General features: G+C 33.1%; 27 protein-coding genes and 1 tRNA gene. 16 read left to right on the forward strand and 12 right to left on the reverse strand.

Annotated elements, in window-relative coordinates; genetic code table 11:
- Window positions 1–26: 26 nt before the first annotated feature.
- The 4 genes from LPB88_RS14325 to LPB88_RS14340 all read right to left on the reverse strand — a co-directional run bounded on the left by LPB88_RS14325 (window position 27) and on the right by LPB88_RS14340 (window position 3,173).
- Complete coding sequence (locus LPB88_RS14325) at window positions 27–533, reverse strand: Crp/Fnr family transcriptional regulator (protein WP_230716383.1); 507 nt, start codon at window positions 531–533, stop codon at window positions 27–29.
- A 268-nt stretch (window positions 534–801) separates the two neighbouring features.
- Window positions 802–876: transfer RNA gene (locus LPB88_RS14330), tRNA-Val, on the reverse strand.
- A gap of 161 nt (window positions 877–1,037) precedes the next feature.
- A complete protein-coding gene (locus LPB88_RS14335; RefSeq protein ID WP_230716384.1) occupies window positions 1,038–1,844 on the reverse strand; it encodes a hypothetical protein in 807 nt (268 codons plus the stop codon).
- 93 nt (window positions 1,845–1,937) lie between these two features.
- Window positions 1,938–3,173 (reverse strand): folylpolyglutamate synthase/dihydrofolate synthase family protein, encoded by a 1,236-nt coding sequence (locus tag LPB88_RS14340; RefSeq protein WP_230716385.1) that lies wholly within the window; start codon window positions 3,171–3,173, stop codon window positions 1,938–1,940.
- A 131-nt stretch (window positions 3,174–3,304) separates the two neighbouring features.
- Between LPB88_RS14340 and LPB88_RS14345 the strand changes: the two genes are divergently transcribed.
- The 3 genes from LPB88_RS14345 to LPB88_RS14355 are packed head-to-tail and all read left to right on the forward strand — an operon-like array spanning window position 3,305 to window position 4,924.
- Window positions 3,305–4,000: a MotA/TolQ/ExbB proton channel family protein gene (locus tag LPB88_RS14345; protein WP_099709612.1), complete on the forward strand. Its 696-nt coding sequence runs from the start codon at window positions 3,305–3,307 to the stop codon at window positions 3,998–4,000.
- A 3-nt stretch (window positions 4,001–4,003) separates the two neighbouring features.
- The gene (locus LPB88_RS14350) at window positions 4,004–4,399 is read left to right on the forward strand and encodes a biopolymer transporter ExbD (RefSeq protein ID WP_230716386.1); all 396 of its coding nucleotides are present in this window, start codon (window positions 4,004–4,006) and stop codon (window positions 4,397–4,399) included.
- Between the two features lie 27 nt (window positions 4,400–4,426).
- Window positions 4,427–4,924, forward strand: a complete 498-nt coding sequence (locus tag LPB88_RS14355) for a hypothetical protein (protein WP_230716387.1) — start codon at window positions 4,427–4,429, stop codon at window positions 4,922–4,924.
- Between the two features lie 266 nt (window positions 4,925–5,190).
- Here the strand turns inward: LPB88_RS14355 and LPB88_RS14360 are convergent, their stop codons facing one another.
- The 3 genes from LPB88_RS14360 to LPB88_RS14370 form a co-directional block, all read right to left on the reverse strand.
- Window positions 5,191–6,093 carry an energy transducer TonB gene (locus tag LPB88_RS14360; protein ID WP_230716388.1) on the reverse strand — a complete coding sequence of 301 codons (903 nt, stop codon included), beginning with the start codon at window positions 6,091–6,093 and terminating at the stop codon, window positions 5,191–5,193.
- A 347-nt stretch (window positions 6,094–6,440) separates the two neighbouring features.
- Window positions 6,441–7,667, reverse strand: coding sequence for a Glu/Leu/Phe/Val dehydrogenase dimerization domain-containing protein (locus LPB88_RS14365; protein WP_230716389.1), 1,227 nt, complete (start codon window positions 7,665–7,667; stop codon window positions 6,441–6,443).
- A gap of 147 nt (window positions 7,668–7,814) precedes the next feature.
- Entirely contained in the window at window positions 7,815–8,390 is a 576-nt protein-coding gene (locus LPB88_RS14370; protein ID WP_230716390.1) for a chalcone isomerase family protein, read from the reverse strand.
- A 485-nt stretch (window positions 8,391–8,875) separates the two neighbouring features.
- On the opposite strand from LPB88_RS14370, the gene LPB88_RS14375 reads away from it, so the two are divergent.
- The 13 genes from LPB88_RS14375 to LPB88_RS14435 all read left to right on the forward strand — a co-directional run bounded on the left by LPB88_RS14375 (window position 8,876) and on the right by LPB88_RS14435 (window position 17,989).
- The gene (locus tag LPB88_RS14375) at window positions 8,876–10,018 is read left to right on the forward strand and encodes an acyl-CoA dehydrogenase (protein WP_230716391.1); all 1,143 of its coding nucleotides are present in this window, start codon (window positions 8,876–8,878) and stop codon (window positions 10,016–10,018) included.
- A gap of 104 nt (window positions 10,019–10,122) precedes the next feature.
- Window positions 10,123–10,800 carry a Crp/Fnr family transcriptional regulator gene (locus tag LPB88_RS14380; protein WP_110835517.1) on the forward strand — a complete coding sequence of 226 codons (678 nt, stop codon included), beginning with the start codon at window positions 10,123–10,125 and terminating at the stop codon, window positions 10,798–10,800.
- A gap of 93 nt (window positions 10,801–10,893) precedes the next feature.
- Entirely contained in the window at window positions 10,894–11,490 is a 597-nt protein-coding gene (locus tag LPB88_RS14385; protein WP_230716392.1) for a peroxiredoxin-like family protein, read from the forward strand.
- A 6-nt stretch (window positions 11,491–11,496) separates the two neighbouring features.
- A complete protein-coding gene (locus LPB88_RS14390; protein WP_230716393.1) occupies window positions 11,497–11,955 on the forward strand; it encodes a YHS domain-containing (seleno)protein in 459 nt (152 codons plus the stop codon).
- An 8-nt stretch (window positions 11,956–11,963) separates the two neighbouring features.
- Complete coding sequence (locus tag LPB88_RS14395) at window positions 11,964–12,350, forward strand: DoxX family protein (RefSeq protein ID WP_110835514.1); 387 nt, start codon at window positions 11,964–11,966, stop codon at window positions 12,348–12,350.
- Window positions 12,351–12,352: 2 nt separating this feature from the next.
- On the forward strand, window positions 12,353–12,841 hold the full coding sequence (locus LPB88_RS14400; RefSeq protein WP_230716394.1) for a DinB family protein: 489 nt from the start codon (window positions 12,353–12,355) through the stop codon (window positions 12,839–12,841).
- The gene (locus LPB88_RS14405; RefSeq protein WP_230716395.1) at window positions 12,829–13,539 is read left to right on the forward strand and encodes an NRDE family protein; all 711 of its coding nucleotides are present in this window, start codon (window positions 12,829–12,831) and stop codon (window positions 13,537–13,539) included. The genes LPB88_RS14400 and LPB88_RS14405 overlap by 13 nt, the downstream gene beginning before the upstream one ends.
- A 13-nt stretch (window positions 13,540–13,552) precedes the next feature.
- A complete protein-coding gene (locus LPB88_RS14410; protein ID WP_230716396.1) occupies window positions 13,553–14,587 on the forward strand; it encodes a D-alanine--D-alanine ligase in 1,035 nt (344 codons plus the stop codon).
- A gap of 2 nt (window positions 14,588–14,589) precedes the next feature.
- Entirely contained in the window at window positions 14,590–15,246 is a 657-nt protein-coding gene (locus tag LPB88_RS14415) for a hypothetical protein (protein WP_230716397.1), read from the forward strand.
- 29 nt (window positions 15,247–15,275) lie between these two features.
- Window positions 15,276–16,241: a M20/M25/M40 family metallo-hydrolase gene (locus LPB88_RS14420; RefSeq protein ID WP_230716398.1), complete on the forward strand. Its 966-nt coding sequence runs from the start codon at window positions 15,276–15,278 to the stop codon at window positions 16,239–16,241.
- Between the two features lie 35 nt (window positions 16,242–16,276).
- Window positions 16,277–16,954, forward strand: coding sequence for an SDR family oxidoreductase (locus tag LPB88_RS14425; protein WP_089351992.1), 678 nt, complete (start codon window positions 16,277–16,279; stop codon window positions 16,952–16,954).
- A gap of 27 nt (window positions 16,955–16,981) precedes the next feature.
- Window positions 16,982–17,257 carry a four helix bundle protein gene (locus tag LPB88_RS14430; RefSeq protein WP_370635838.1) on the forward strand — a complete coding sequence of 92 codons (276 nt, stop codon included), beginning with the start codon at window positions 16,982–16,984 and terminating at the stop codon, window positions 17,255–17,257.
- A 120-nt stretch (window positions 17,258–17,377) separates the two neighbouring features.
- Entirely contained in the window at window positions 17,378–17,989 is a 612-nt protein-coding gene (locus tag LPB88_RS14435; protein WP_230716399.1) for a SprT-like domain-containing protein, read from the forward strand.
- 131 nt (window positions 17,990–18,120) lie between these two features.
- Here the strand turns inward: LPB88_RS14435 and LPB88_RS14440 are convergent, their stop codons facing one another.
- The 5 genes from LPB88_RS14440 to LPB88_RS14460 form a co-directional block, all read right to left on the reverse strand.
- On the reverse strand, window positions 18,121–18,882 hold the full coding sequence (locus tag LPB88_RS14440) for an ABC transporter ATP-binding protein (RefSeq protein ID WP_230716400.1): 762 nt from the start codon (window positions 18,880–18,882) through the stop codon (window positions 18,121–18,123).
- Entirely contained in the window at window positions 18,882–19,628 is a 747-nt protein-coding gene (locus LPB88_RS14445) for an ABC transporter permease (RefSeq protein ID WP_230716401.1), read from the reverse strand. The genes LPB88_RS14440 and LPB88_RS14445 overlap by 1 nt, the downstream gene beginning before the upstream one ends.
- 81 nt (window positions 19,629–19,709) lie before the next feature.
- Complete coding sequence (locus tag LPB88_RS14450; protein WP_230716402.1) at window positions 19,710–20,558, reverse strand: glycosyltransferase family 2 protein; 849 nt, start codon at window positions 20,556–20,558, stop codon at window positions 19,710–19,712.
- A 100-nt stretch (window positions 20,559–20,658) separates the two neighbouring features.
- Window positions 20,659–21,186, reverse strand: a complete 528-nt coding sequence (locus LPB88_RS14455; RefSeq protein WP_230716403.1) for a methyltransferase — start codon at window positions 21,184–21,186, stop codon at window positions 20,659–20,661.
- A 280-nt stretch (window positions 21,187–21,466) separates the two neighbouring features.
- Entirely contained in the window at window positions 21,467–22,525 is a 1,059-nt protein-coding gene (locus LPB88_RS14460) for a 3-oxoacyl-ACP synthase III family protein (protein WP_230716404.1), read from the reverse strand.
- Between the last annotated feature and the right edge of the window lie 39 nt (window positions 22,526–22,564).

Below are 22,564 nucleotides of genomic sequence, written 5' to 3' on the forward strand. Positions count from 1 at the left end.
GTATTTTCTGTAAACCTTGATTCAAGTCAAGACTTTTTTAGTCGTGATAAAGTTTCGGCACTCATTCTTAAATAATTGGCAATATACCTATTGGGGATTTCCTGAAAAAGTTGCGGGCTTCTTTTTAAAACTCTTTCATATCTTTCTTTTGGCGAATTTGTCAAGATGTCAATTTCTCGTTCCATTTGTTGAATTACCAAATTTTCTAAAATTTTCATCCATAGATTTCTATTGCTTTCTGTTTCTAAAAATTTCTCTATTTGTTGTTTGCTCACAACTTTTATAACCGTTTTTTTTATCGCTTGAATAAATAAGTCAGAAGGTTTGCCTGTCAAAAAAGAGTCCAATGAAACAATTAAATTTTTTTTGTAGCCAAATCTGATTGTTTGTTCTTGATATTCATCTAAAACAAAAATCCTCACACTCCCACTTTCTATGTAATACAAATTTGTATCAATGCTGCCTTTCACTTTTAGAAATTCGTTTCTTTGAATGATTATTATATTGTCCGAAAGTTCAATAATTTCTTTCATTTCCTATCTGGTCGTGGGTTTCGGTATGTTTGCAGCCAACTTATATATCCTCATTATTTTATTACTCATATCTGCCTTATTATTGGGGTATAAGCGCTACCTAATCAAGTAAAAGGTTTACAATAATACGCAAAAACAGAATACTACAATTGGTGTTTTTTAATAAATTGAGATTTGTTGAAACAATAAAAATTATGCTAAGCTATTTGTGAAGTATTATAGAAAAAAACAACGCCATTGGAATCCAATGGCGTTGTTTGTCTTTGTGTGGGCGATGAGGGGTTCGAACCCCCGACCCCCTCGGTGTAAACGAGGTGCTCTGAACCAGCTGAGCTAATCGCCCTATTTTACTAGGTTGCTATCATTTTGTGATTGCGAGTGCAAATATACGCTAGTTTTCGAGTTCTGCAAAGAAAATCCATTAAAAGTTTAAAGTTTTTTTAATGCGCTTTTCTATGTAGTTGGTATAGAATTTGTTATGGTCGTAGATTTTTGTGATTATTTTTATTTTGATACCGACGGAATGTTTCTGTAGATGTAATCGCTGTGTTTTCCGGTGAATGATTTTTGCAATTCATCAAAAAAAGCATCCTGATCTTTTTCTTTTGGCCAAGTCGATTTTATAAGTTCCGTTACTTTCTCATTCGATTTTTCTAAATCTGTCAGAGAATCATAGAAAAAGGCTTCCAGAAAATCGGTACTATTAGATCCCCAGGAATGGCGATACGGATAATAGGCTTTTATATAAGGATCATTAAAAGTAACTTTTTCATTGAATTCTTTTAGACCTTTTCCTTTACCTTCAAAATTCATCTGAGATTTACGAATATAAACAATCATTGGTTTTTTGGTTTCGTCCTTGTATTCCTTTCTGCCAATTGTAGTTACGCTTTGATAGATTTCGTCTGAGTGAACCGGAGAGTAATAACTATCATATTTATCAAAAAAGGTTTTTCTGGCTTTTTCATCCGGCCAGGCTTTTTTGATTAATTCGTCACTGACTTCACCTGCTTTTTCAATATCTTCCCAGGTTTTGTAGACACTTACAAGAACAATTTCAGTATTATCATCAGTATAATAGTGGGTAAGAATTTCTGAACCTATGATCAAATCATTTTTACTGGTAACTTTATCAAAGTATTCTTGTTCGCCAACTTTCCAGTCCTTTCCGTCAGAATTTAGATTTCGATGTAAAGTTGTTACTGTAATAAATACAGGGTTTTCTTTTTCTTGTTTTTCTTGTGCATTTCCAATGACGCACGCCAGAACCATCCACAGGACGAGCCCCAGAAGTGTACTTCTTGTTTTCATGATTTAAATTTATTGGTTATTAAGAAAAAAACTAATCAAATTTAAGTCATTAATAAACAGATGGTTAGAAAATGGTCGTTTAATCGATAAACGTTAATTTTTGCTGTTTAACGGCAGTTCTGCAACTACAAAAGTGCTTCCGCCTACATAAATAAAATCATCTTCCGTGGCATTTTTCTGAGCACTCAAAAACGCTTTTTCTACAGAATTGTATTTTGTTCCTATTAAATTATGTTTTTTAGCAGCATCTTGCAGTATTTCAACACTTAATCCTCTTGACGAATTAGGACTGCAGAAATAATATTGGGCTTTTTTAGGAAAAAGAGGTAAAATCGAATCCAGATCTTTATCGTTTACAACTCCCAAAACAATGTGTAAATTCTCAAAAGTTTCTTTTTGAATCTGATTCATCACCACTGCCAATCCGTGTTTGTTGTGTGCGGTGTCACAAATGATTTTCGGATTTTCACCCAATTGCTGCCATCGTCCTTGTAGGCCAGTATTTTTTACAACGTTTAATAAGCCAGCTTTTAGATTTGTGTCTGAAACATTAAATTCATTCTGAGCATTCAAAACTGCAATAGTTTGCTGAACGGTTTTCTTATTGTGAAATTGATAATCACCAATTAAATCAGACGGATAAACTTCGGAAATTAAATCAGAAGCAAAGTATATAGGTGCTTTGTTTTCTTCGGCTTTAGCCAAAAATACAGGTTGCGTTTCCGTAGTATATTCACCAATAACAACAGGAACATTTGGTTTTATAATTCCGGCTTTTTCGCCTGCAATTGCTGCGGGGGTATTTCCTAAAAACTGAGTATGATCTAAGTCGATGTTTGTAATTACAGAAACTAATGGCGTTATAATATTGGTAGCGTCAAGTCTTCCGCCAAGGCCAACTTCAATAATGGCGATGTCTACTTTTTCTGAAGCAAAATAATCAAAGGCGAGTCCTACTGACATCTCGAAGAAACTCATATCATTGGCTTCAAAAAAATCTTTGTGTTTGGCGATAAATTCACAAACAAAATCTTCCGAAATTTCTTTACCGTTGATTTTTATCCTTTCTCTAAAATCTTTTAGATGAGGTGACGTGTACAATCCAACTTTATATCCCGCTTCCTGCAAAACCGAAGACAACATATGCGAGGTTGATCCTTTGCCGTTGGTTCCCGCAACATGAATACATTTTAGACCATTTTGAGGATTATCAAGATGTGCTGCCAGCAACTTAATATTGGTCAAATCTTCTTTGTATGCCGAAGCGCCTTGAAGTTGGTACATTGGTAGTTGATTAAACATCCAATTGGTAGTTTCCTGATAGTTCATTTATTTTGGTTAAAAGTGTTGTTGATTGAAATAATTTTCGTTTTTTTTAGTTTTATATAACAGCGAAAATTATCTTTATTGCAAATTTCAAATATTTTTTAGAATTAATTATTAAAAACCAGAATTAATGTATGTTTAGTTTTATTCAAGTACAAACAGATACCATTGCAAACGCCGCTTCTAACGTAGTTATAGAAAAAATTGCTCCAAATACCGAAATCTCAGTTTTAGGATTTATCTTAAAAGGAGGTTTTTTCCTGATACCAATTGCCATCTTATTATTCTATACTTTTTATGTTATTATAGAAAGGTATTTATACATTAGTAAAGCTTCAAAAATAGACAGCAGATTAATGCAGGATGTTGGCGATAAACTGAATTCCGGTAATATCGAACTAGCAAGAACAATTGTTGAAAGAAGCAATACTGCAGCCGGAAATATTTTGAAAGAAGGAGTTTTGGTGATCGGAAGACCAATTGCCGAAATCGAATCAAATATGGATCGTGCTGCTGATATCGAAATTGGAGAAATGGAAAGACGTTTAGGGCACCTTGGATTAATTGCTGGTATTGCGCCAACACTTGGTTTTATTGGAACTATTTCTGGGGTTATCAAGATTTTCTACAGCATCTCAGTTACAGAGAATATTAGTATCGGAAATATTTCAGGAGGTTTATACGAGAAAATGATTAGTTCCGGTTCCGGATTAATTGTGGGGATTATTGCCTATAGTGCTTATCACTTATTAAACGGAAAAATTGATGATTTTGCTTTAAAAATTCAAAAACAAATACTAGAATTTGTAAACATAATTCAAAGATCGTAAGTTATGTCTATTAAGAGAAAAAGAAGATTTCATGCCGAAGTAGCGACTTCGTCATTAAGTGATATTATGTTTTTCCTGCTGTTGTTTTTTCTTATTATCTCAACACTTGCAAATCCTAATGTTATCAAAATGACTTTGCCGAAAGCGAAAGCAAATGAAAAAACAAACAAACAACTGATAAGTTTATCAGTTACCGAAGATAAAAAATTCTATATCGACAAAGAACCCGTAGAATTTGACGCTCTCGAAACGACTTTAATGTCAAAAATTGGAGCCGATAAACAACAAACTGTTGTCGTTAGAATTCCGTTTAATTTACAAGTTCAGGATCTGGTAGATGTATTGCAAATAGGAGTGAAGAACAACTTGAAGTTTGTGATTGCTACAAGCCCGAAATAGATTTGTCAGAAAAAAATTGATCGAATTTTGGGAAATAGAGAAATAGAAGCAAAAGGATATACTTTGAATGTGGTTTTTATGATTATCATTTTTACAGGTATTCCATATTTTATGTTTTGTAAATTTTCTAAGGAACTTGTTCATTGGGAAAATTTCAGTGATAACGGTTTTATTACTATAGTCTTTCTTGTTTCTTTGCTTGTTGGTATTCTGTGTTGGGTTAAACTTCTAGATACTGCACCGGCATTAATAATAAATAAAAAAGGTGTCTGGGTAAGAAAATCTATTCTTCCTTTTTCTCCTTTGAGGTTTATTGATTGGAATCAAATTAAATTTGTTGAATTAAATTTAATTAAAGGAAAGAAAAGTCAAACCACAACGGTTTTAGTTATTCATAGAAATGATAGCTCGAAAACAAAAACAATAGAATTGGATGTTATAAATTATTCGTCGGAAGAAATTATTTCTATGTTTAGGGAGTTTTCTAATTTTCTCAATTTTAGAGATAGGTCAGTGATAAGATGATGTTTTTAAAACGCGAAATATTTTAATTAAATATAAAATACAAGGATCTTAATCTTGAAATAAAAAAGGCTTTCTGATTTTCAGAAAGCCTTTTTTATATGCATTTTTGTCATTTCGACGGAGGAGAAATCCTCGCGAGAAGCTCGACAAAGATTGGATTCTCGTTGCGGAGTTACTTGCGAGGATTTCTCCTCCGTCGAAATGATAAGATTGTGTTATATTCGTTTGTTATTAGTGAGATTGCTTAGTTCCTCGCAAGGACAACGTTAATCCAAACTAAAATTATAAATAATTTTTCCAACTTGTTTTGCAGTTGCATTCTCATCAGGAGACCATCTTGTATTCATCGCTGCAATTTTGGCTTGATCTAGCAAACATCTTGCAGTATTCGTAGTTCCTTTTATTCCCGGAGTTGCACTTATGGTTTTTCCACTTTGATCTACAGTAACCTCGACAACAACTTTTCCGGCTTCGTCACAAGTATATTTTGGTGCAGGTTTAGACAATGCTTTTCGCCCGTTTAAAGAATATCCTGATCCACCACCAGAACCACCACCGCTTCCGGCTCCGTAACCACTTCCGGTACCAATACCATTTCCAGTTCCGTTTCCTCCGCCAGTTCCGCCACCGGAACCTCCAGAACCGTAATATCCGTTAGAGTTTAAACTTCCGTTACCTTTTCCTTTATTTCCTGCAACTTTATCATCGCCATCACCGCCTTTGTTTGATCCTTTTAAAATGCTCGATAAAGCATCATTTGTAGAATTAGAAACTTTTGGTTTTTCAGGAACAGGTTTTGTTTCCGGTTTTACAACAGGAGTCGGTTTTTTAGGTTTTTCTTTTGTTGGAATAACAACGTCATTATCGTCAGCTGTATTTTCTTGTGTAATAATAGCTTCGTCAGGAGTTGCTTTTGCTGGAGCTTGTTTGGCTTCGTTTTTTACTTCGAGAACCTTACTTTTATAATTTGCTCCCGAACCTAAATCGCTGTCTCCAAAATTTACCGTCACGCCGCCACCGCCGCCACCGCCATCTGCAAGAGCAACGTTGTTCTCCGGATTATAAGGAGGCCAGAAACGTATAAAAAATAAAAGCAACAGTAATGCAGCATAAATTGCTGTAGATATTAATAGAGATTTCTTTTTATCTGAAGAATCCGTAGAAGTCATTTTGATTCTGAGTTTTGTAATAGTATTAAATAAAAACGCTTAAAAGTACTAAAAATTGTTTAGAATCAAAGGAGGAATTTAACCGCAGAGTTGACGAAGGTTTACGCAAAGCACTCCAGCTTATTTCGCGCAAAGTCGTGAAGTCGCAAAGTTTTTCATTTTTTAAAGTTTTCCTTTGCGACTCTGCGTCTTTGCGAGATTAAAAACAAACAGCTTTGCGAACTTAGCTTGAGAATCAACTCAAACTAGACTTTGTGAACTTTGCGAAAAAACTTTGTGAACTCTGCGGTAAAAAAAACGGACCAAATAAAAGTATTTGATCCGTTTAAAATAAAGTATAAAGTAGATTACACTAATTGTTTCAATGCAATTTCAAAAGCAGTTGCACTAATATTTGTTTTTGATGAATTTAAAGCGTGAGCTTTTACAATCGCATTTTTTATAATTTCTGATGTATCATTAAAGATCGCCTCATCTGTCATTTGCACTTTTTTCTCCATGAAATAAGCAAAAACTCTCGCCATTCCGCAGTTCGAGATAAAGTCAGGAATCAAACTTACTTTACGATCCACTTGTTCCATAATAGACCCAAAGAAAATTTCTTTATCAGCAAAAGGAACATTCGCACCACAAGAAATTACTTCTAATCCGTTTGCGATTAAGCTATCAATTTGAGATTGTTGCACCAATCTTGACGCAGCACATGGAGTAAAAATTTCAGCACCAATAGTCCAGATTTTAGAGTTGATTTCTTCAAACGGAATCATATTATCGGCAACCAATTTGTTTCCGTCTTTGTTTAGGAATAAAGTTCTGATTTCTTCAAAAGAAAAACCATCTTCTTTAATTAATCCACCATCGCGATCAATGATTCCAATAACTTTTGCACCCATTTCAGCCAGGTAAAACGCAGCAGCAGAACCTACATTTCCAAAACCTTGTACGATTGCTTTTTTACCTTTAATGTCTCCGCCATAAGTAGCATAAAAATGACGAACAGCTTCAGCAACTCCGTAACCTGTAATCATGTCGGCAACAGTATATTTTCTAGTAACATCTGGTGAGAATTTTGGGTTTTCGATAACCTTGATAACACCTTGACGTAATTGTCCAATTCTATTAATTTTGTCAGCTTCAGTTGGTTTAAAGTGTCCGTTAAAAACACCTTCCTGCGGATGCCAAACACCACATTCTTCTGTCATCGGGATTACTTCGTGAATTTCATCTACGTTCAAATCACCACCAGTTCCGTAGTAACTTTTTAATAAAGGCGAAACAGCTTTGTACCAACGTTGTAAAACTCCTTTCTTGCGAGGATCATTTGGGTCAAAGTTTATTCCTGATTTAGCACCGCCAATTGCAGGTCCTGAAACCGAAAATTTAACTTCCATAGTTTTGGCCAATGATAAAACTTCATTCATATCTAAGCCTTTTCTCATTCTTGTTCCTCCACCTGCAGCTCCTCCACGTAGTGAATTAATAACGGTCCATCCTTCAGCTTCTGTTTCAGAATCTTTCCAGTTAAAAACAATTTCAGGTGCTTTATTTTCAAATTGCTGTAATAAATCTTTCATTTTGTTGAGATATGTTTAGTTTGCGTAAAAGTATAAAATAGAATAATGCGAATAATGTATTTTGTGTCAAATTTATCAAACATAAAAAAGAAAGCCGAAAACAATACGCTTTCGGCTTAAGAATTTTATAAAAATTTAGGATAATTATTATTGCCCTAATAAATGTTTCTTTAATGTTTCATCAACTGGCTTGTCAGATAACCAGATTCCGAATAATGCTTTTTTGAAATCAAATCCGGGGATTTTTCCTTTTGGGACTTCATTTTTAATTACACTCACAGTTTGGTCTAACGGATTGTACCATAAAATAAAAACATCTTTTTCTGTAATGGCATCGCTTAATAAAGTTTTAAACTGCTCAATTCTTGGACGTAATTCTTCAAGATTACTTCCAGCAGATTTCTCAAAACCAGTATTCATTGCTTTTGTCAATTTGTTTGAAGAAACCATAGATGAGGTAATTTCAATTCTAATTGCCATTTCAGTATCACTGTCAATGATAAATTTTGGATCCTGGCTTAATTGCGATAAATACAAAGCCTGCACATAAACTTCTAACCACATTTTTGATCTTCCGCCAGCGCCATTAAGCTGCATTGTTTTATTTTGAACTTCAATTTTTCTTGGTACTGTAACGCCGTTTACTTCAAGTTGAGCTTGGGCAGAAACAGTCGAAAATTGTAAACTTAAAAGTAAGGTAAGTAATAGTAAAATCTTTTTCATATTCTGTCGATAATTTTGTTTTTGGGCAAAAATAATGCTAATTTATTAATTTTAAGCTGTTATTGCAGATGTTTTTTTATTTCGATTTTTTATTTTTTTCAATGTATATAATTAAAAATCAATTTAGTAAGAGTTATTTTACGTGCATTTGCGCGTTTTAAGGGTTGTTTAATCTTTTTAAGGCGAAAATTGTCTCATTTTTTTGTGTTTTATAAGTTTTAATCGTGAATTATATTCTTAAATTTTAAAGAAAACGTTGCAAAGTTTGTGTCAGTTGCGCTAAATTTCGCTATTATTACGAAAACGTTATCGTAATTGTTGCTGATCTATTAAATTTATATGCGCGCATTGTTAATTTAAGTTTTAAAAATTATCTTTGGAAGCCGTTTAAAAAAGCAAAAACAATTAAAACACAAAACCAAATTATTTCTATAAACGAAGTTTTTTAAATTTTGGTTTTCAAAAACAATAAAACTACAAAGACTATGGATTTCAATCTGACCGAAGAACATTTAATGATTCAACAAGCCGCTAGAGATTTTGCTCAAAACGAATTGTTACCAGGTGTTATTGAGCGTGACGAAAAACAAATTTTTCCGACAGAACAAATTAAAAAGATGGGACAATTAGGATTCATGGGAATGATGGTTGATCCTAAATATGGTGGAAGCGGACTTGATGCAATTTCGTATGTAATTGCAATGGAAGAAATTTCTAAAGTTGATGCATCTGCTTCTGTAGTGATGTCTGTAAACAACTCATTAGTTTGCTGGGGATTACAAGAATTTGGAACTGAAGAACAAAAACAAAAATATTTACCGGGTTTAGCTTCAGGTGAAATTCACGGAGCTTTTTGCTTAAGTGAACCGGAAGCCGGAAGTGATGCAACTTCTCAAAAAACGACTGCCATTGACATGGGAGATCACTATTTAGTAAACGGAACAAAAAACTGGATTACTAATGGAAATACGGCATCAGTTTATTTGGTAATTGCGCAAACGCATCCGGAGAAAAAACACAAAGGAATCAATGCTTTGATTATGACCAAAGATATGCCTGGTTTTTCTATTGGACCAAAAGAACAAAAAATGGGGATCCGTGGTTCTGATACACACTCTTTAATGTTTAGTGATGTAAAAGTTCCTAAAGAAAACAGAATTGGAGAAGATGGTTTCGGATTCAAATTTGCGATGAAAACCCTTGCTGGAGGTCGTATCGGAATTGCTTCTCAGGCTTTAGGTATCGCTTCAGGAGCTTATGAATTGGCTTTGAAATATTCTAAAGAGCGTAAAGCTTTTGGAACTGAAATTTGCAATCATCAGGCAATTGCTTTCAAATTAGCAGATATGGCGGTTAATATCGAGGCAGCCCGTCATTTATGTATGAAAGCAGCTTGGGATAAAGACCAGCATAAAAACTATGATGTAAGTGGTGCAATGGCAAAATTATTTGCTTCGCAAGTGGCAATGGACACAGCTGTAGAAGCGGTTCAGATTCACGGAGGAAATGGTTATGTAAAAGAGTACCATGTAGAACGTTTTATGCGTGATGCAAAAATTACTCAAATCTATGAAGGAACTTCAGAGATCCAGAAAATTGTAATTTCAAGAGCAGTTATTGCAGGGTAATTTTCTTATAAATATTATAAAGTAAAACCCTTTCAGGCGCTTGTGTCTGAAAGGGTTTTTGTTTGGTTTTTAAATTGGTTATCTTTACATAAAGAAACTTTTTTATGTACGAAGATTTAAAATATTGGTATTTAAGAGATCATAAATTGTTTAGAACTTTGAGTTATTCACAAATCAAACAATTGTGTATTATTACAGGTTTTAAAAAAGCTTCAAAAGGAGAGATTATTTATTTCTCTACTTCAGATTTGCCACGTATTTTTTTACTTAAAAAAGGAAATATCAAAATTGTTGCTGTTGACGACGATGGCAATGAAACCATAAAAGACATTATTCAAAAAGGAGATTTGTTTGGCGAATTAACTTTAGAAACCGATTCAAAAAACGAAGAGTACGCAAAAGTCCTTTCAGACGATGTTGCGATTTGTAGTTTTTTAATGTCTGATTTTGAAGATTTATTGCTTAAAAATCCAACCTTGGCGCTTTCGTACACCAAATTTGTTGGTCTGAAAATGAAACGCATCAAGAACAGTTATGCAAATTTAATTTCTAAAGATGCAAAAACCAGATTGTATCACTTCCTGAAGGATTGGGCCGAGAAAGAAGGTATAAGAGAAGGAAATATGGTGGTAATTGATAATTATCTTACTCAAAGTGATATTGCTCAAATCATTTGCACTTCAAGGCAAACCGCGACACAATTATTGAATGAAATGGAATCTAATAATCTTTTAGCTTACAATAGAAAAGAAATTATCATTCCAGACATTACCAAAATATAATTATTTTAGGCTAAGTGTAAATTAGCCGACATTTTCCTTTTTCATAGCAAAGTAATTTTACATCATCAAAAAGATGTAAAACCAAAAAAAACTATGAAAAAATTACTTTTTATTGCATTAGCAACCTTAAGTTCGATTGCTAATGCACAAAGCACAATTCCCAAATCTGCGACAGATATTGCTCCTTTATTAATAGGAGAGAAAATTCCGGACATTACTTTAAAAACATCTGATAATACAGATGTTCAACTTTCTGATTTATTTAAAAAGAAAAAAACAGTTTTAGTTTTTTATCGTGGCGGTTGGTGCCCTTATTGCAACACACATTTGCAGGCATTGGCCGAAGCCGAAAAACAAATTCTTGATTTAGGCTACCAAATTATAGCCGTTAGTCCTGATGCGCCCGAAAATTTAAAAATTACAGAAGAAAAAGACAAAGTAAAATACACCTTGCTTTCTGATTCAAAAGGAGAACTTATTAAAGCAGTTGGAATTATTTATGATGCTCCCGAAAACTATAAAGCAGTAATTTACGTACATTCTAAAGGAGCAAATGCTAATTTCTTACCAGTTCCGTCCATTTTTGTTCTAAACACGGAATCTGATATCTTATTCGAATATATTTCTCCGGATTTTAAGCATCGCATTACGACCGATTTACTTGTTTCAGTATTAACAAATATCAAATAAAATAAGATGAAAAAGCTAATATTATTTGTGTTGATTTTGGTTTCGGGTATTTCATTTGCTCAAAACGATGCGAAACGAATTAATCAATATAACTTAGAAAACAAAGTGGCTATTAAGGGTTATGATCCTGTTGGATATTTTAATCAAGGAAAAGCAGTTAAAGGAAAACAAGAAATCTCAACCTATTATCAAGGTGTGATTTATAAATTTTCGTCAAGCGAAAATAAAGAAACGTTCTTAAAAAATCCATCAAAATATGAACCTCAATATGGCGGATGGTGCGCTTATGCAATGGGAAGTGCAGGTGAAAAAGTCGAAATAAATCCTGAAACTTTCAAGATTGTCGATGGTAAACTCTATTTATTTTACAACGCTTATTTTAATAATACATTGAAAAGCTGGAATAAAGATGAGGCAAATCTAAAGTCAGAAGCTGATAATAACTGGAAAAAAATATATAAATAAAAACGATCATGAAAACAGAAAAAATAATCTGGATTTTAAGAATCGTGGCAGCAGGAATCTTGTTGCAAACCTTATTTTTTAAATTCAGCGGAGCAGCAGAAAGTATTTATATTTTTTCGACTTTGGGAGCAGAACCTTACGGGAGAATTGGCTCAGGAATTGCCGAATTGATTGTGGCAATTTTAATTCTGATTCCTAAAACCACCTATATTGGTGCTTTGGGCGGATGCGGAATAATGACCGGAGCAATTTTGTCGCATTTATTTGTCTTGGGAATAGTGGTAGAAAACGACGGAGGATTTCTGTTTTCATTAGCTGTTATTACCTTGATATGTTGTTTAGGATTGCTTTACTTCAATAAAAATAAATTGTTTAATCTTCTAAAACTAAAATAGCCATGTTACTAAAATCAATACGCCACAGTTTAGATGAATTAATTTCTTTATTAGATCAATTATCAGATAAAGATTATGCAAAATCTTGCGAAGCTTTAAGTAACGCAACGATTGGAGAACATGTAAGACATATTGTCGAAATGTACAAATGTCTTGAAAATGGTTATGAGTCGGGAATTTTAAACTATGATAATCGCGAAAGAAATATCCGTATTCAAACTGAAACCGAATTTGCAAAACAATTTATAACAGAAATAAAAACCGGGCTGAAAAGCGAAAACAAAACCATCTATTTAGAGCAAGTAATTGACGGTCTTGCGATCCGGATTCAAAGCAATTATTATAGAGAGTTGCTTTATAATCTGGAACATTGCATTCATCATCAGGCTTTAATAAAAGTGGTCGTTTTGCAGCTTGAAGATATTTCGGTTAATGAAAATTTTGGTGTAGCACGCTCGACCATAGAATATAGAAAACAATGTGTACAGTAAGTTTTGTAAATAATAACGGAGTTGTCATAATAACTTCAAATCGAGATGAAAAAGTAATTCGTCCGGGAGCTCTTGCGCCAAGAAATTATTGTTTGAATGGTAAAAACGTAATGTATCCAAAAGATCCAAAAGCAGGAGGAACGTGGTTTGCAGTCGATGAAAGCGGAACGGTATTAGTGCTTTTGAATGGTGGAATTAAAAAACACAATCCTGTATTTCTTTACAGAAAAAGCCGTGGATTAATTGCTCTGGATATTATTTCAAATCCATCGCCAAAGGATTTTTGGAACGAAATAAATCTCGAAGATATCGAGCCGTTTACCTTGGTTTTATATCAGAGCGAAGAATTATACGAATTGATTTGGGATGGTTTTACAAAATGGAAGACGCTGTTAGACCAGACCAGAAATTATATTTGGTCTTCGGTCACTTTATATTCTGACGAAATTAGAAAAAGGCGTTCAGACTGGTTTTTTGATTTTTTGAAAGATAAGAACGAAATATCAGCTTTAGATATGCTGGATTTTCATAGAAATACTCAAAGTGATGATTCTGAAAACGGTTTGATTATTAATCGGGAAAACACTTTAAAAACACTAAGTGTGACACAGGTTGTCATTAAGCAGAATAAAGGTACTATGAAGTACTATGATTTGATTAAAACACAAGATTTTTCAACCTCATTTATAAGCATTTAAAAAACAAATAAAGATGAAACTATTTTTCCATAAAATAAGCAATTGGGAATATTGGCCATTTCAGGTTTTGTACGTTCCTATTTATTTTCTTTGGGCATATTATGCAATCAAAGCCAGATCTGTTTTCTTTTTTAATGCCTCTAATCCAAAAATTAAAAATGGAGGATTTATAATGGAAAGCAAAAAACAAATTTATGATTTGCTTCCTAAGAATTTTTATCCAAAAACGATTTTAATTAAGGAAAATACAGATTTAAAAAAGATTGTAAGCACGATAGTTGATAACAGGGTTTACTTTCCTTTAATCGCTAAACCAGATATTGGTTTGCGCGGTTCCGGAGTAAAAAAAATCAGAAATGTTTACGAATTAAGTGAATACGCCAGAAAAGCAAACTTTGATTTTTTGATACAAGATTTAATTCCGTTCAAAAATGAAGTTGGTATTTTTTACGTGCGTCATCCGCATCAAAAAGAAGGTAAAATTACGGGAATTGTATCCAAAGAATTTTTAATTGTTACCGGTGACGGAAGTTCTACAATCGAAGATTTAATTTGTAAAACACCAAGATTTAAATTTCAGCTCGATGCTTTACAGGAAGAATACGGAAGCCAGTTGCATCGGGTTTTGCAAAATGGTGAAATGGTAAATTTAGTTCCGTTTGGGAATCACTCACGCGGTGCAAAATTTCTTGACGGAAGTAATTTGATTACGCCAAAATTAATCGCAATGATTAACGAAATCGCAACTCAAATTCCGGAATTCTATTTTGGACGTTTTGATATCATGTACAATACTTTTGAAGAACTGGAACGAGGCGAAAATTTTCAAATCGTAGAACTTAATGGGGCCGCAAGCGAGCCAACACATATTTACGATCCTAAACATTCCGTTTGGTTTGCCTGGAAAGAATTGGCGCGACATATTACGTACATGTATGAAATCAGCGCTGAGAATCATAAGATGGGAGTTCCGTATTTAAATTATAAAGTTGGAATCCGTGAATACAGATTGCATTTGGCACAGAATAATAAGATCATGCATTTTTGAATATGAAAGAACTGAAGAATATCTCAATTGGATTTCTGGTGAGTTTCATCGGTTCGATTCCGTTGGGATATTTAAATTTAGTTGGTTTAGAAATTTATTCAAAATCGGGTCTTTACAATTTAGTTTTCTTTTTGTTTGGAGTTGTGTTTGTTGAAACCTTTGTCATTTATTTTACATTGCTTTTTGCAAAACAACTCATTAGAAATAAAAGATTAATGAAGATAATTGATTTTTTTGCTGTCGGATTCATGTTTGTTTTGGCCTATTTCTTTTATTCTAATTTTAATTCGACTACAACTTTAAATGATAATTTACTGGGATATTTGATGTATTCGCCATTTGTAATTGGTGTGGTTTTAAATTGTTTTAATTTTTTGCAATTGCCATTTTGGACCAGTTGGAACCTTTATTTACTTAACGGAAAGTATATTACAATTGAAAGAAAGTTAAAATATTATTATATTGCAGGAACTTTGATTGGTGTTTTTTTAGGAATGTTGAGTTTGATTGTAATTCTGCAAACGCTTTTTCAGAAAACAAGTCAATTTTCAAAGTATATAATACCTGTTTTTATTCCGTTGCTTTTTATTGTTTTGGGAAGTATTCAGGTGTTCAAAGTGTATAAGAAATATTTTAAACCAGTTGCTTTAGAAATTTAGGTTCTGAAGTAAAACCAAATCTTTCATTTATGAAAAAAATGTACTTTCTTCTTCCATTTGTTTTTTTAGCCTGTAAATCAAATCCATCCGCAGTAAGCGAAAACACTTCAAAACCCATTGAAATCACTTATAAAGTAAGTGAAACCGAAGTCTCAGATTTTTTAAAATATCTTTCTTCAGATGAATTAGAAGGACGCGAAACCGGAACAAAAGGCATAGATAAAGCAGCAGTTTTTCTGGAAGATTTTTTCAAAAAGAACAATATAAAACCATATTTTACTACTTATCGAGATACCCTTACCAATTTTGATAAACCTGCATATAATATTGTGGGAGTTTTAGAAGGAACAGATCCTAAACTAAAAAAAGAGTTTGTGGTTTTGAGTGCGCATTATGATCATATTGGACTGGAGAGTAAACAACAAGCAGATATGATTAATAACGGTGCGAACGATGATGCATCAGGAGTTACTGCGGTTGCACAAATGGCTAAATATTTTTCTAAAACAAAATCTAATAAACGCAGTATTCTTTTTGTGTTTTTTGCCGGAGAAGAAAAAGGTTTGCTGGGTTCTAAAAGTTTAGTACAGAAACTGAAAAAACAGAATTTTAATTTATATACACAACTAAATATTGAAATGATTGGTGTGCCAATGAAACGAGATTATCTGGCTTATATCACAGGTTTTGATAAATCGAACATGGCAGAAAAAATAAATGAATACACAGGCAAAAAGACAATCGGTTTTCTCCCAAAAGAAGCTGAATATAAATTGTTTTACAGATCAGATAACTATTCATTTTATGATGTTTTTAAAAAACCATGTCAATCTATAAGTACTTTTGATTTTGAGAATTTTGAATTTTATCATCATGTTTCAGATGAATTTAAGGTTATGGATATTCCGCATATGACTTCTTTTATTCAGGAGTTTTTGCCGGCAGTGACTAGAATTGCTACAACGCCAACAGAAGAAATTACGATGAATAAATAACCGGTCATTTTACCGGATTTGCTTATTTTTGCTTTATGAAAAATATTATTGTTACCGGAACCAGTCGAGGAATTGGTTACGAACTTGCGCTACAATTTGCTAATGCTGGTCATCAGGTTTTAGCTATTTCAAGAAAAATACCTCAAACACTTTTAGAACATCAAAATGTTACTTGCCTTTCAGTTGATTTGGCAAATGAAGCTGCTTTGGAAGAAGTGAGCAACTTTCTTTCGTCAACCTGGAAAAAAGTTGATGCAGTCGTGCATAATGCCGGAGCTTTGTTATTAAAACCTTTTGCAGAAACAACTCAGGCTGATTTTGAAAGTATTTACAAAGTAAATGTTTTTGGCGTTGCAAATCTTACCAGAATTTGCTTACCGTACCTTCAAAAAGGAAGTCACGTTGTCACAATTAGTTCTATTGGCGGTGTGCGTGGAAGTCTTAAATTTGCAGGTTTAGCAGCATATAGTTCAAGTAAAGGCGCAGTTATTACCTTATCAGAATTACTTGCCGAAGAATATAAAGAACAAGGAATTTCATTCAACGTTCTGGCTCTGGGATCTGTTCAGACAGAAATGTTAAACGAAGCTTTCCCTGGATATCAAGCCCCAATTTCAGCCGAAGGAATGGCAACTTATATTTATGATTTTACATTGAATGGAAATAAATATTTTAATGGGAAAGTACTGGAAGTTTCGTCAACAAATCCTTAGTTAATTATAAATTATGAATTTTGAGTTATGAATGAAAGTATTGTGAAAACTAAGAGTTTTGAATTAGCAATTAGAGGTGTTAACTTTTATAAATGGTTAGTTTCTGAAAAGAAGGAATTTGTAATGGGTAAACAATTTTTGCGTTCTATTACTTCGGTTGGAGCAAATGTTCGTGAAGCGGTTAATGCACAAAGCAAAGCAGATTTCATTCATAAGTTATCAATTTCTCAAAAGGAATGTGATGAATCGATGTATTTATTGGTTAGAAATTTTAAACGCTACAAATTATGTTTCTACAATTGAGTTTGAGTCAATGCACAATCAATGCGGAGAAGTGCTGAAAATAATCAAAAGTATAATAATTACATCAAAGAATAATCTAGTTAAAAACTCATAACTCATACTTCATAACTCATAATTATTTTGAACGAAACTCTTGCAAGATATATACCGGAACACGCTGTAAAGCCTGTATTTGATTTGATTGTTGCCAATCAGGTTCATCTGAAAATCGTAAACGAACGTCAAACACGTCACGGAGATTACAGAAGGGGTCCGAGCGGTAAACATGAAATCACGGTAAATGCAAGTTTAAATAAGTATCGTTTTTTGATTACGCTAATTCATGAAATCTCCCATTTAGTAGCGTTTGAAAAGTTTGGACGAAATATAAAACCTCATGGAAATGAATGGAAACATACTTTCCAGAGAACGATGATTCCATTTATACGTCCGGAGATCTTTCCGGGTGGTTTATTACCTTTATTAGCGAGACATTTTAAAAATCCATCAGCAAGTAGTGATACGGATACAACTTTGTCTCTGGCATTAAAACAATACGACGCACAAAATGATAAAAACTATGTTTTTGAAATTCCGTTTGGAAGTGTGTTCAGAATTAAAAATGGTAAAATCTTCAAGAAATTAGCGGTTAGAACCAAACGTTTCGAATGTATCGAAATCAGTTCGGGAAGAACTTATCTTTTTAATCCAAATGCTGAGGTTGAACTTTTGCCTATAAAAAACACGAATTAAATAAAAGGGAAATTTCAATATTAGAAATCCCAAATTCCAATCATAAAAGGGAACTTCCAATAAAAAATCCCAAATTCCAATTTTGATAAGCTTGGAATTTGGGATTTTTTTATTTAAATTTTTAAAAGGTTTTAACCTTTCAAATAGGCTTCTCTAACTTTCTTGAATAAGTTCGAAGAGTAAACAAACTTCACAATGTCTTTATTATCAGTTCTAAAGATTTCTTCTTTAGTTCCCTGCCACGCTTTTAACCCTTTTTTTAAGAATACGATGTTTTCGCCAATTTCCATTACCGAGTTCATATCGTGCGTATTGATTACAGTTGTAATATTATATTCTTCCGTAATTTCTTTAATCAGGTTATCAATCAGCGTAGACGTATTTGGATCCAGACCTGAGTTAGGTTCGTCACAAAATAAATACTTTGGGTTATTTACAATCGCGCGGGCAATCGCCACACGTTTTTGCATACCTCCTGAGATCTCCGAAGGTAATTTTTTATGAGCGTCAATTAGGTTTACTCTTTCTAAAACAAAATCAACACGTTCCTGAATTTTAGCTTTGTTGTCGTTCGTGAACATCTTTAAAGGGAAAGCAACATTTTCTTCAACAGTCATCGAATCAAATAAAGCACTTCCTTGAAAAACCATTCCAATTTCAGTTCTTAATTCTCTTTTTTCATCCGGATTTAGTTCCGAATAAACACGTCCGTCAAACTCAATTGTACCTGAATCCGGTGTATGAATTCCTAGTAAAGTTTTTAATAAAACAGTTTTTCCGGATCCACTTTGTCCAATAATTAAGTTGGTTTTTCCAGTTTCAAAAACGGTCGAAACGCCTTTTAAAACTCTACTGTCGCCGAATGATTTTTCTATGTTTTTTACTTCGATCATTATCCTAATAATAATTGAGTTAATATATAATTAAAAAGAATAATACAAACAGATGTCCATACAAATGATACTGTACTAGCTTTACCAACTTCAAGTGCACCACCTTTCATGTAATATCCGTGAAATGATGGAATTGTAGCTAATAACATTGCAAAAATCAAAGTTTTAATAAAAGCATATGTAATATGAAAAGGAATAAATTCCATTTGAGCACCTTGAATAAAATCCTGACTGGTCGAAAAACCTCCATAAGCACAAGCAAGCCATCCACCAAAAATACCCAAAAACATACTGATTCCAATTACGAAAGGATACATTAATAAAGCTATTATTTTTGGGAAAACAAGGTAGTTTAAAGAGTTAACACCCATAACTTCTAATGCATCAATTTGTTCTGTAACACGCATTGTACCAATACTAGAAGTAATGTAAGAGCCCATTTTTCCGGCCATAATTACCGATATAAAAGTAGGAGCAAACTCCAGAATCACAGATTGACGTGTAGCAAAACCAATTAAATATTTTGGAATTAACGGATTAGTAAGGTTTAAAGCAGTTTGTATGGCAACAACTCCTCCAATAAAAAAGGAGATAAAGCAAACGATACCAAGTGAGTCGATTATTAGATCATCAATTTCTTTGAAAATCAACTTTTTCATAACAGGCCATTTAGTCTGTTTATTGAAAATTTCTTTCAGCATTAAAAAATATCTCCCTATTTGGGATAAATAACGAATTAGCATCATAAGTTTTACAAATATTGGCTAAGGTAAAAAGAAGTTACGAGTTTTGGGTTATGAGTTAAGGATTTTCGGTTGTTTTCCGAATCAAATTAACTTTTGTTTCATTTTCTGAAAACGGTAATTTCTAATAAATTTAGCTTGTTCAGGGGTAACGAGTAAAGGAGTTTTTGCTTTTTTAGCTTTCCAGAATCCTTTAATATAATCAAAAAACAGCAATGGTTTTTTCTTCATCATCGCCAGCTTAGCAGAGGCAATTGCTGTAATCCAGAAACCATATCCTAACGTATAAAAAGCTTCGCCTTGTTTATAACGTGCTGTTTTATTGTAATTTGCACCAGTTGGTTTTAGGTGTTTTACATGTAAAGAAGAGTCTGTAACTATTTTCCAATCATAGTATTTACAAAGTAATTCGTCTACCGTATCCCAACCCATTGCAGGTTTTAAACCTCCAATTTGCTGGAAAGTTTCCTTTCTGTAAGCTTTTAGTGCACCGCGAATATGATCTTTATCGGTTAGATTTTCTAAAACCCAATCTCCGTTTTTTTCGATATAACAAAATCCGCCAACCATTCCAATTTTTGGATCTGATTGAAAGTGATTGATGATAGTTTCGAAGTAATTTGAAGGAAAAATTAAATCGCCATCTATTTTTACAATAATATCATATTCTGAATCGAGAGTTTCATAACCTTTCTGAAAAGCCTGAATCACTTTGCTTCCCGGCATGTGAATCGCATCAGAAGTTTTGTTTACAACAGAAATAAATGGATTTTCTTTTGCAAAACCTAAAACAATTTCTTCTGTTTTATCTGTTGAATTATCATTTACAACAACAACTTTTGCAGGTAAAACAGTTTGAGAAACCAAAGATTGTAAGGTCAAGCCAATTAAATCTTGTTCGTTGTGCGCGGGAATGACTATGTAATATCTCATAAATTTTAAATTAAATCCCAATTTTTTTTAAATTCCAAATTCCAATTCTTACCTAATAATGGTTTAAATTGGAATTTGGAATTTAAATATTGGAATTTGTTTATGCTTTCACTTTTTCCGCAACAACAATATAATATCTTGGAGTGAAATATCTTAGTAATGGTCTGAATCCAAACTTCTTTACCGGATGTGTGAATTTTTGACGATCGGTTATTTTCCAGCCTGTTTTTTCTAAAAGCCAGTCCAGTTGCCAGTCTTCAAATTCATGGTAATGTCTGTCCCACATATCTGTTTTAGAACGATATGCTGGTGAAAACCATAAACGTAACGGAATTGAAATTAACAATTTATCACATTTTACGTTTTCTAGAATTGTGTACGGATTTAGCAAATGTTCGAAAATTTCAAAGGCAGTAAAAACAGTATATTCTTCTGTTTGTAAAGCAGTTTGATCGTTATCTAAATCTTCCCCTTTTGTGTTTTTTACGGTATAACCATTTTCTTCCATTATTTTAGAGAACGGATTTGGGACACCAAAATCAAAAATGGTTTCTGATGTTTTAATGTGTTTTTGTAAAAACTCTAGGGTAAGTTTGAATCTTTTATTCGGAAACGTTTTTTCGTACATAGTTATTGAAAGGAACGAAACAATCTGTCGTTCTTGATTTTATAATTAGGTCGCAAATATACAAAGATTACTTCTTTTTTTGCTGTTTTTTAATTTGAATGAAAAATGAAAGCCCGCATTTAAAATGATGGTTTTAAATGCGGGACTTAATTTTTTAAGTTTAATAAAAAGTTAGATTGAATTTCTCGCAAAGACGCGAAGTCGCAAAGTAATTAATATAAAACTTTGCGACTTCGCGTCTTTGCGAGCGTATTAAACTCGCATTTAGAAAAAACTTAATTTAATATCGATATACAAATGCGTTAACATTCATTCCTGCTCCAACAGAAGCAAAAATTACAACATCTCCTTTATTGATTTCATGGTTTTCAAGTTTGCCCTGAATCAATAAATCATAAAGAGTTGGTACCGTTGCAACGCTTGAGTTTCCTAAATCATGAATACTCATTGGCATAATATTTTCGGGTGCAGTTTTGTCGTAAAGTTTGTAGAAACGTGCAATAATCGCCTCGTCCATTTTTTCGTTGGCCTGATGAATAAGGATTTTCTTTACGTCATCAATTGCAATTCCGCTTTTGTCTAAACAGCTTTTCATCGCACATGGAACCTGGCTTAAAGCAAATTCGTAGATTTTACGTCCGTACATTTTGATGTATTTAATGTCTGGATCTAAATCTGGATTATATGATTTTCCGAAGTATAAAAAGTTAGCTTCTTCATTTGCAAAAGTGGCACTTTCGTAAGATAACAAACCAGCTTCATCATCAGATGCTTCTAAAATTGAAACACCTGCACCATCAGAATAAATCATAGAATCACGATCATGATCATCTACAACTCTTGATAAGGTTTCAGCGCCAATTACCATAACGCGTTTTGCCATTCCTGATTTAATGAATGCATTTGCCTGTAAAACACCTTCAATCCAGCCGGGACATCCAAAAAGAATATCGTAAGCTACACATTTAGGGTTTTTGATGTCTAATTTGTTTTTAACGCGTGTTGCTAAACTCGGTAGAATATCAGATTGATTTGTTCCTGTCTTTACATCACCAAAATTATGTGCAAAAATGATATAATCTAAAGTCTCGCGATCGATTTTAGCATTTTCAAGAGCTCTTTCGGCTGCAAAATAAGCTAAATCAGATGAGGTATGTTGGTCTTCGGCATAACGGCGATTTTCGATACCGGTAATACCTTTAAATTTTTTTATTACAACTTCGTTAGGGTAACCAAAAGGAGTTCCGTCTTCATTCAAAAAAACATGATCGCCAAAGTCAGTATTGCTTACTTCTTTATTAGGAATATAACTTCCTATACCTATTATTTTTATTTTCATTATTCCTCGATATATCCGGTAAATTTATTGCTAAAGTAT

Source organism: Flavobacterium sp. JAS (assembly GCF_020991455.1).
Lineage (GTDB): Bacteria > Bacteroidota > Bacteroidia > Flavobacteriales > Flavobacteriaceae > Flavobacterium.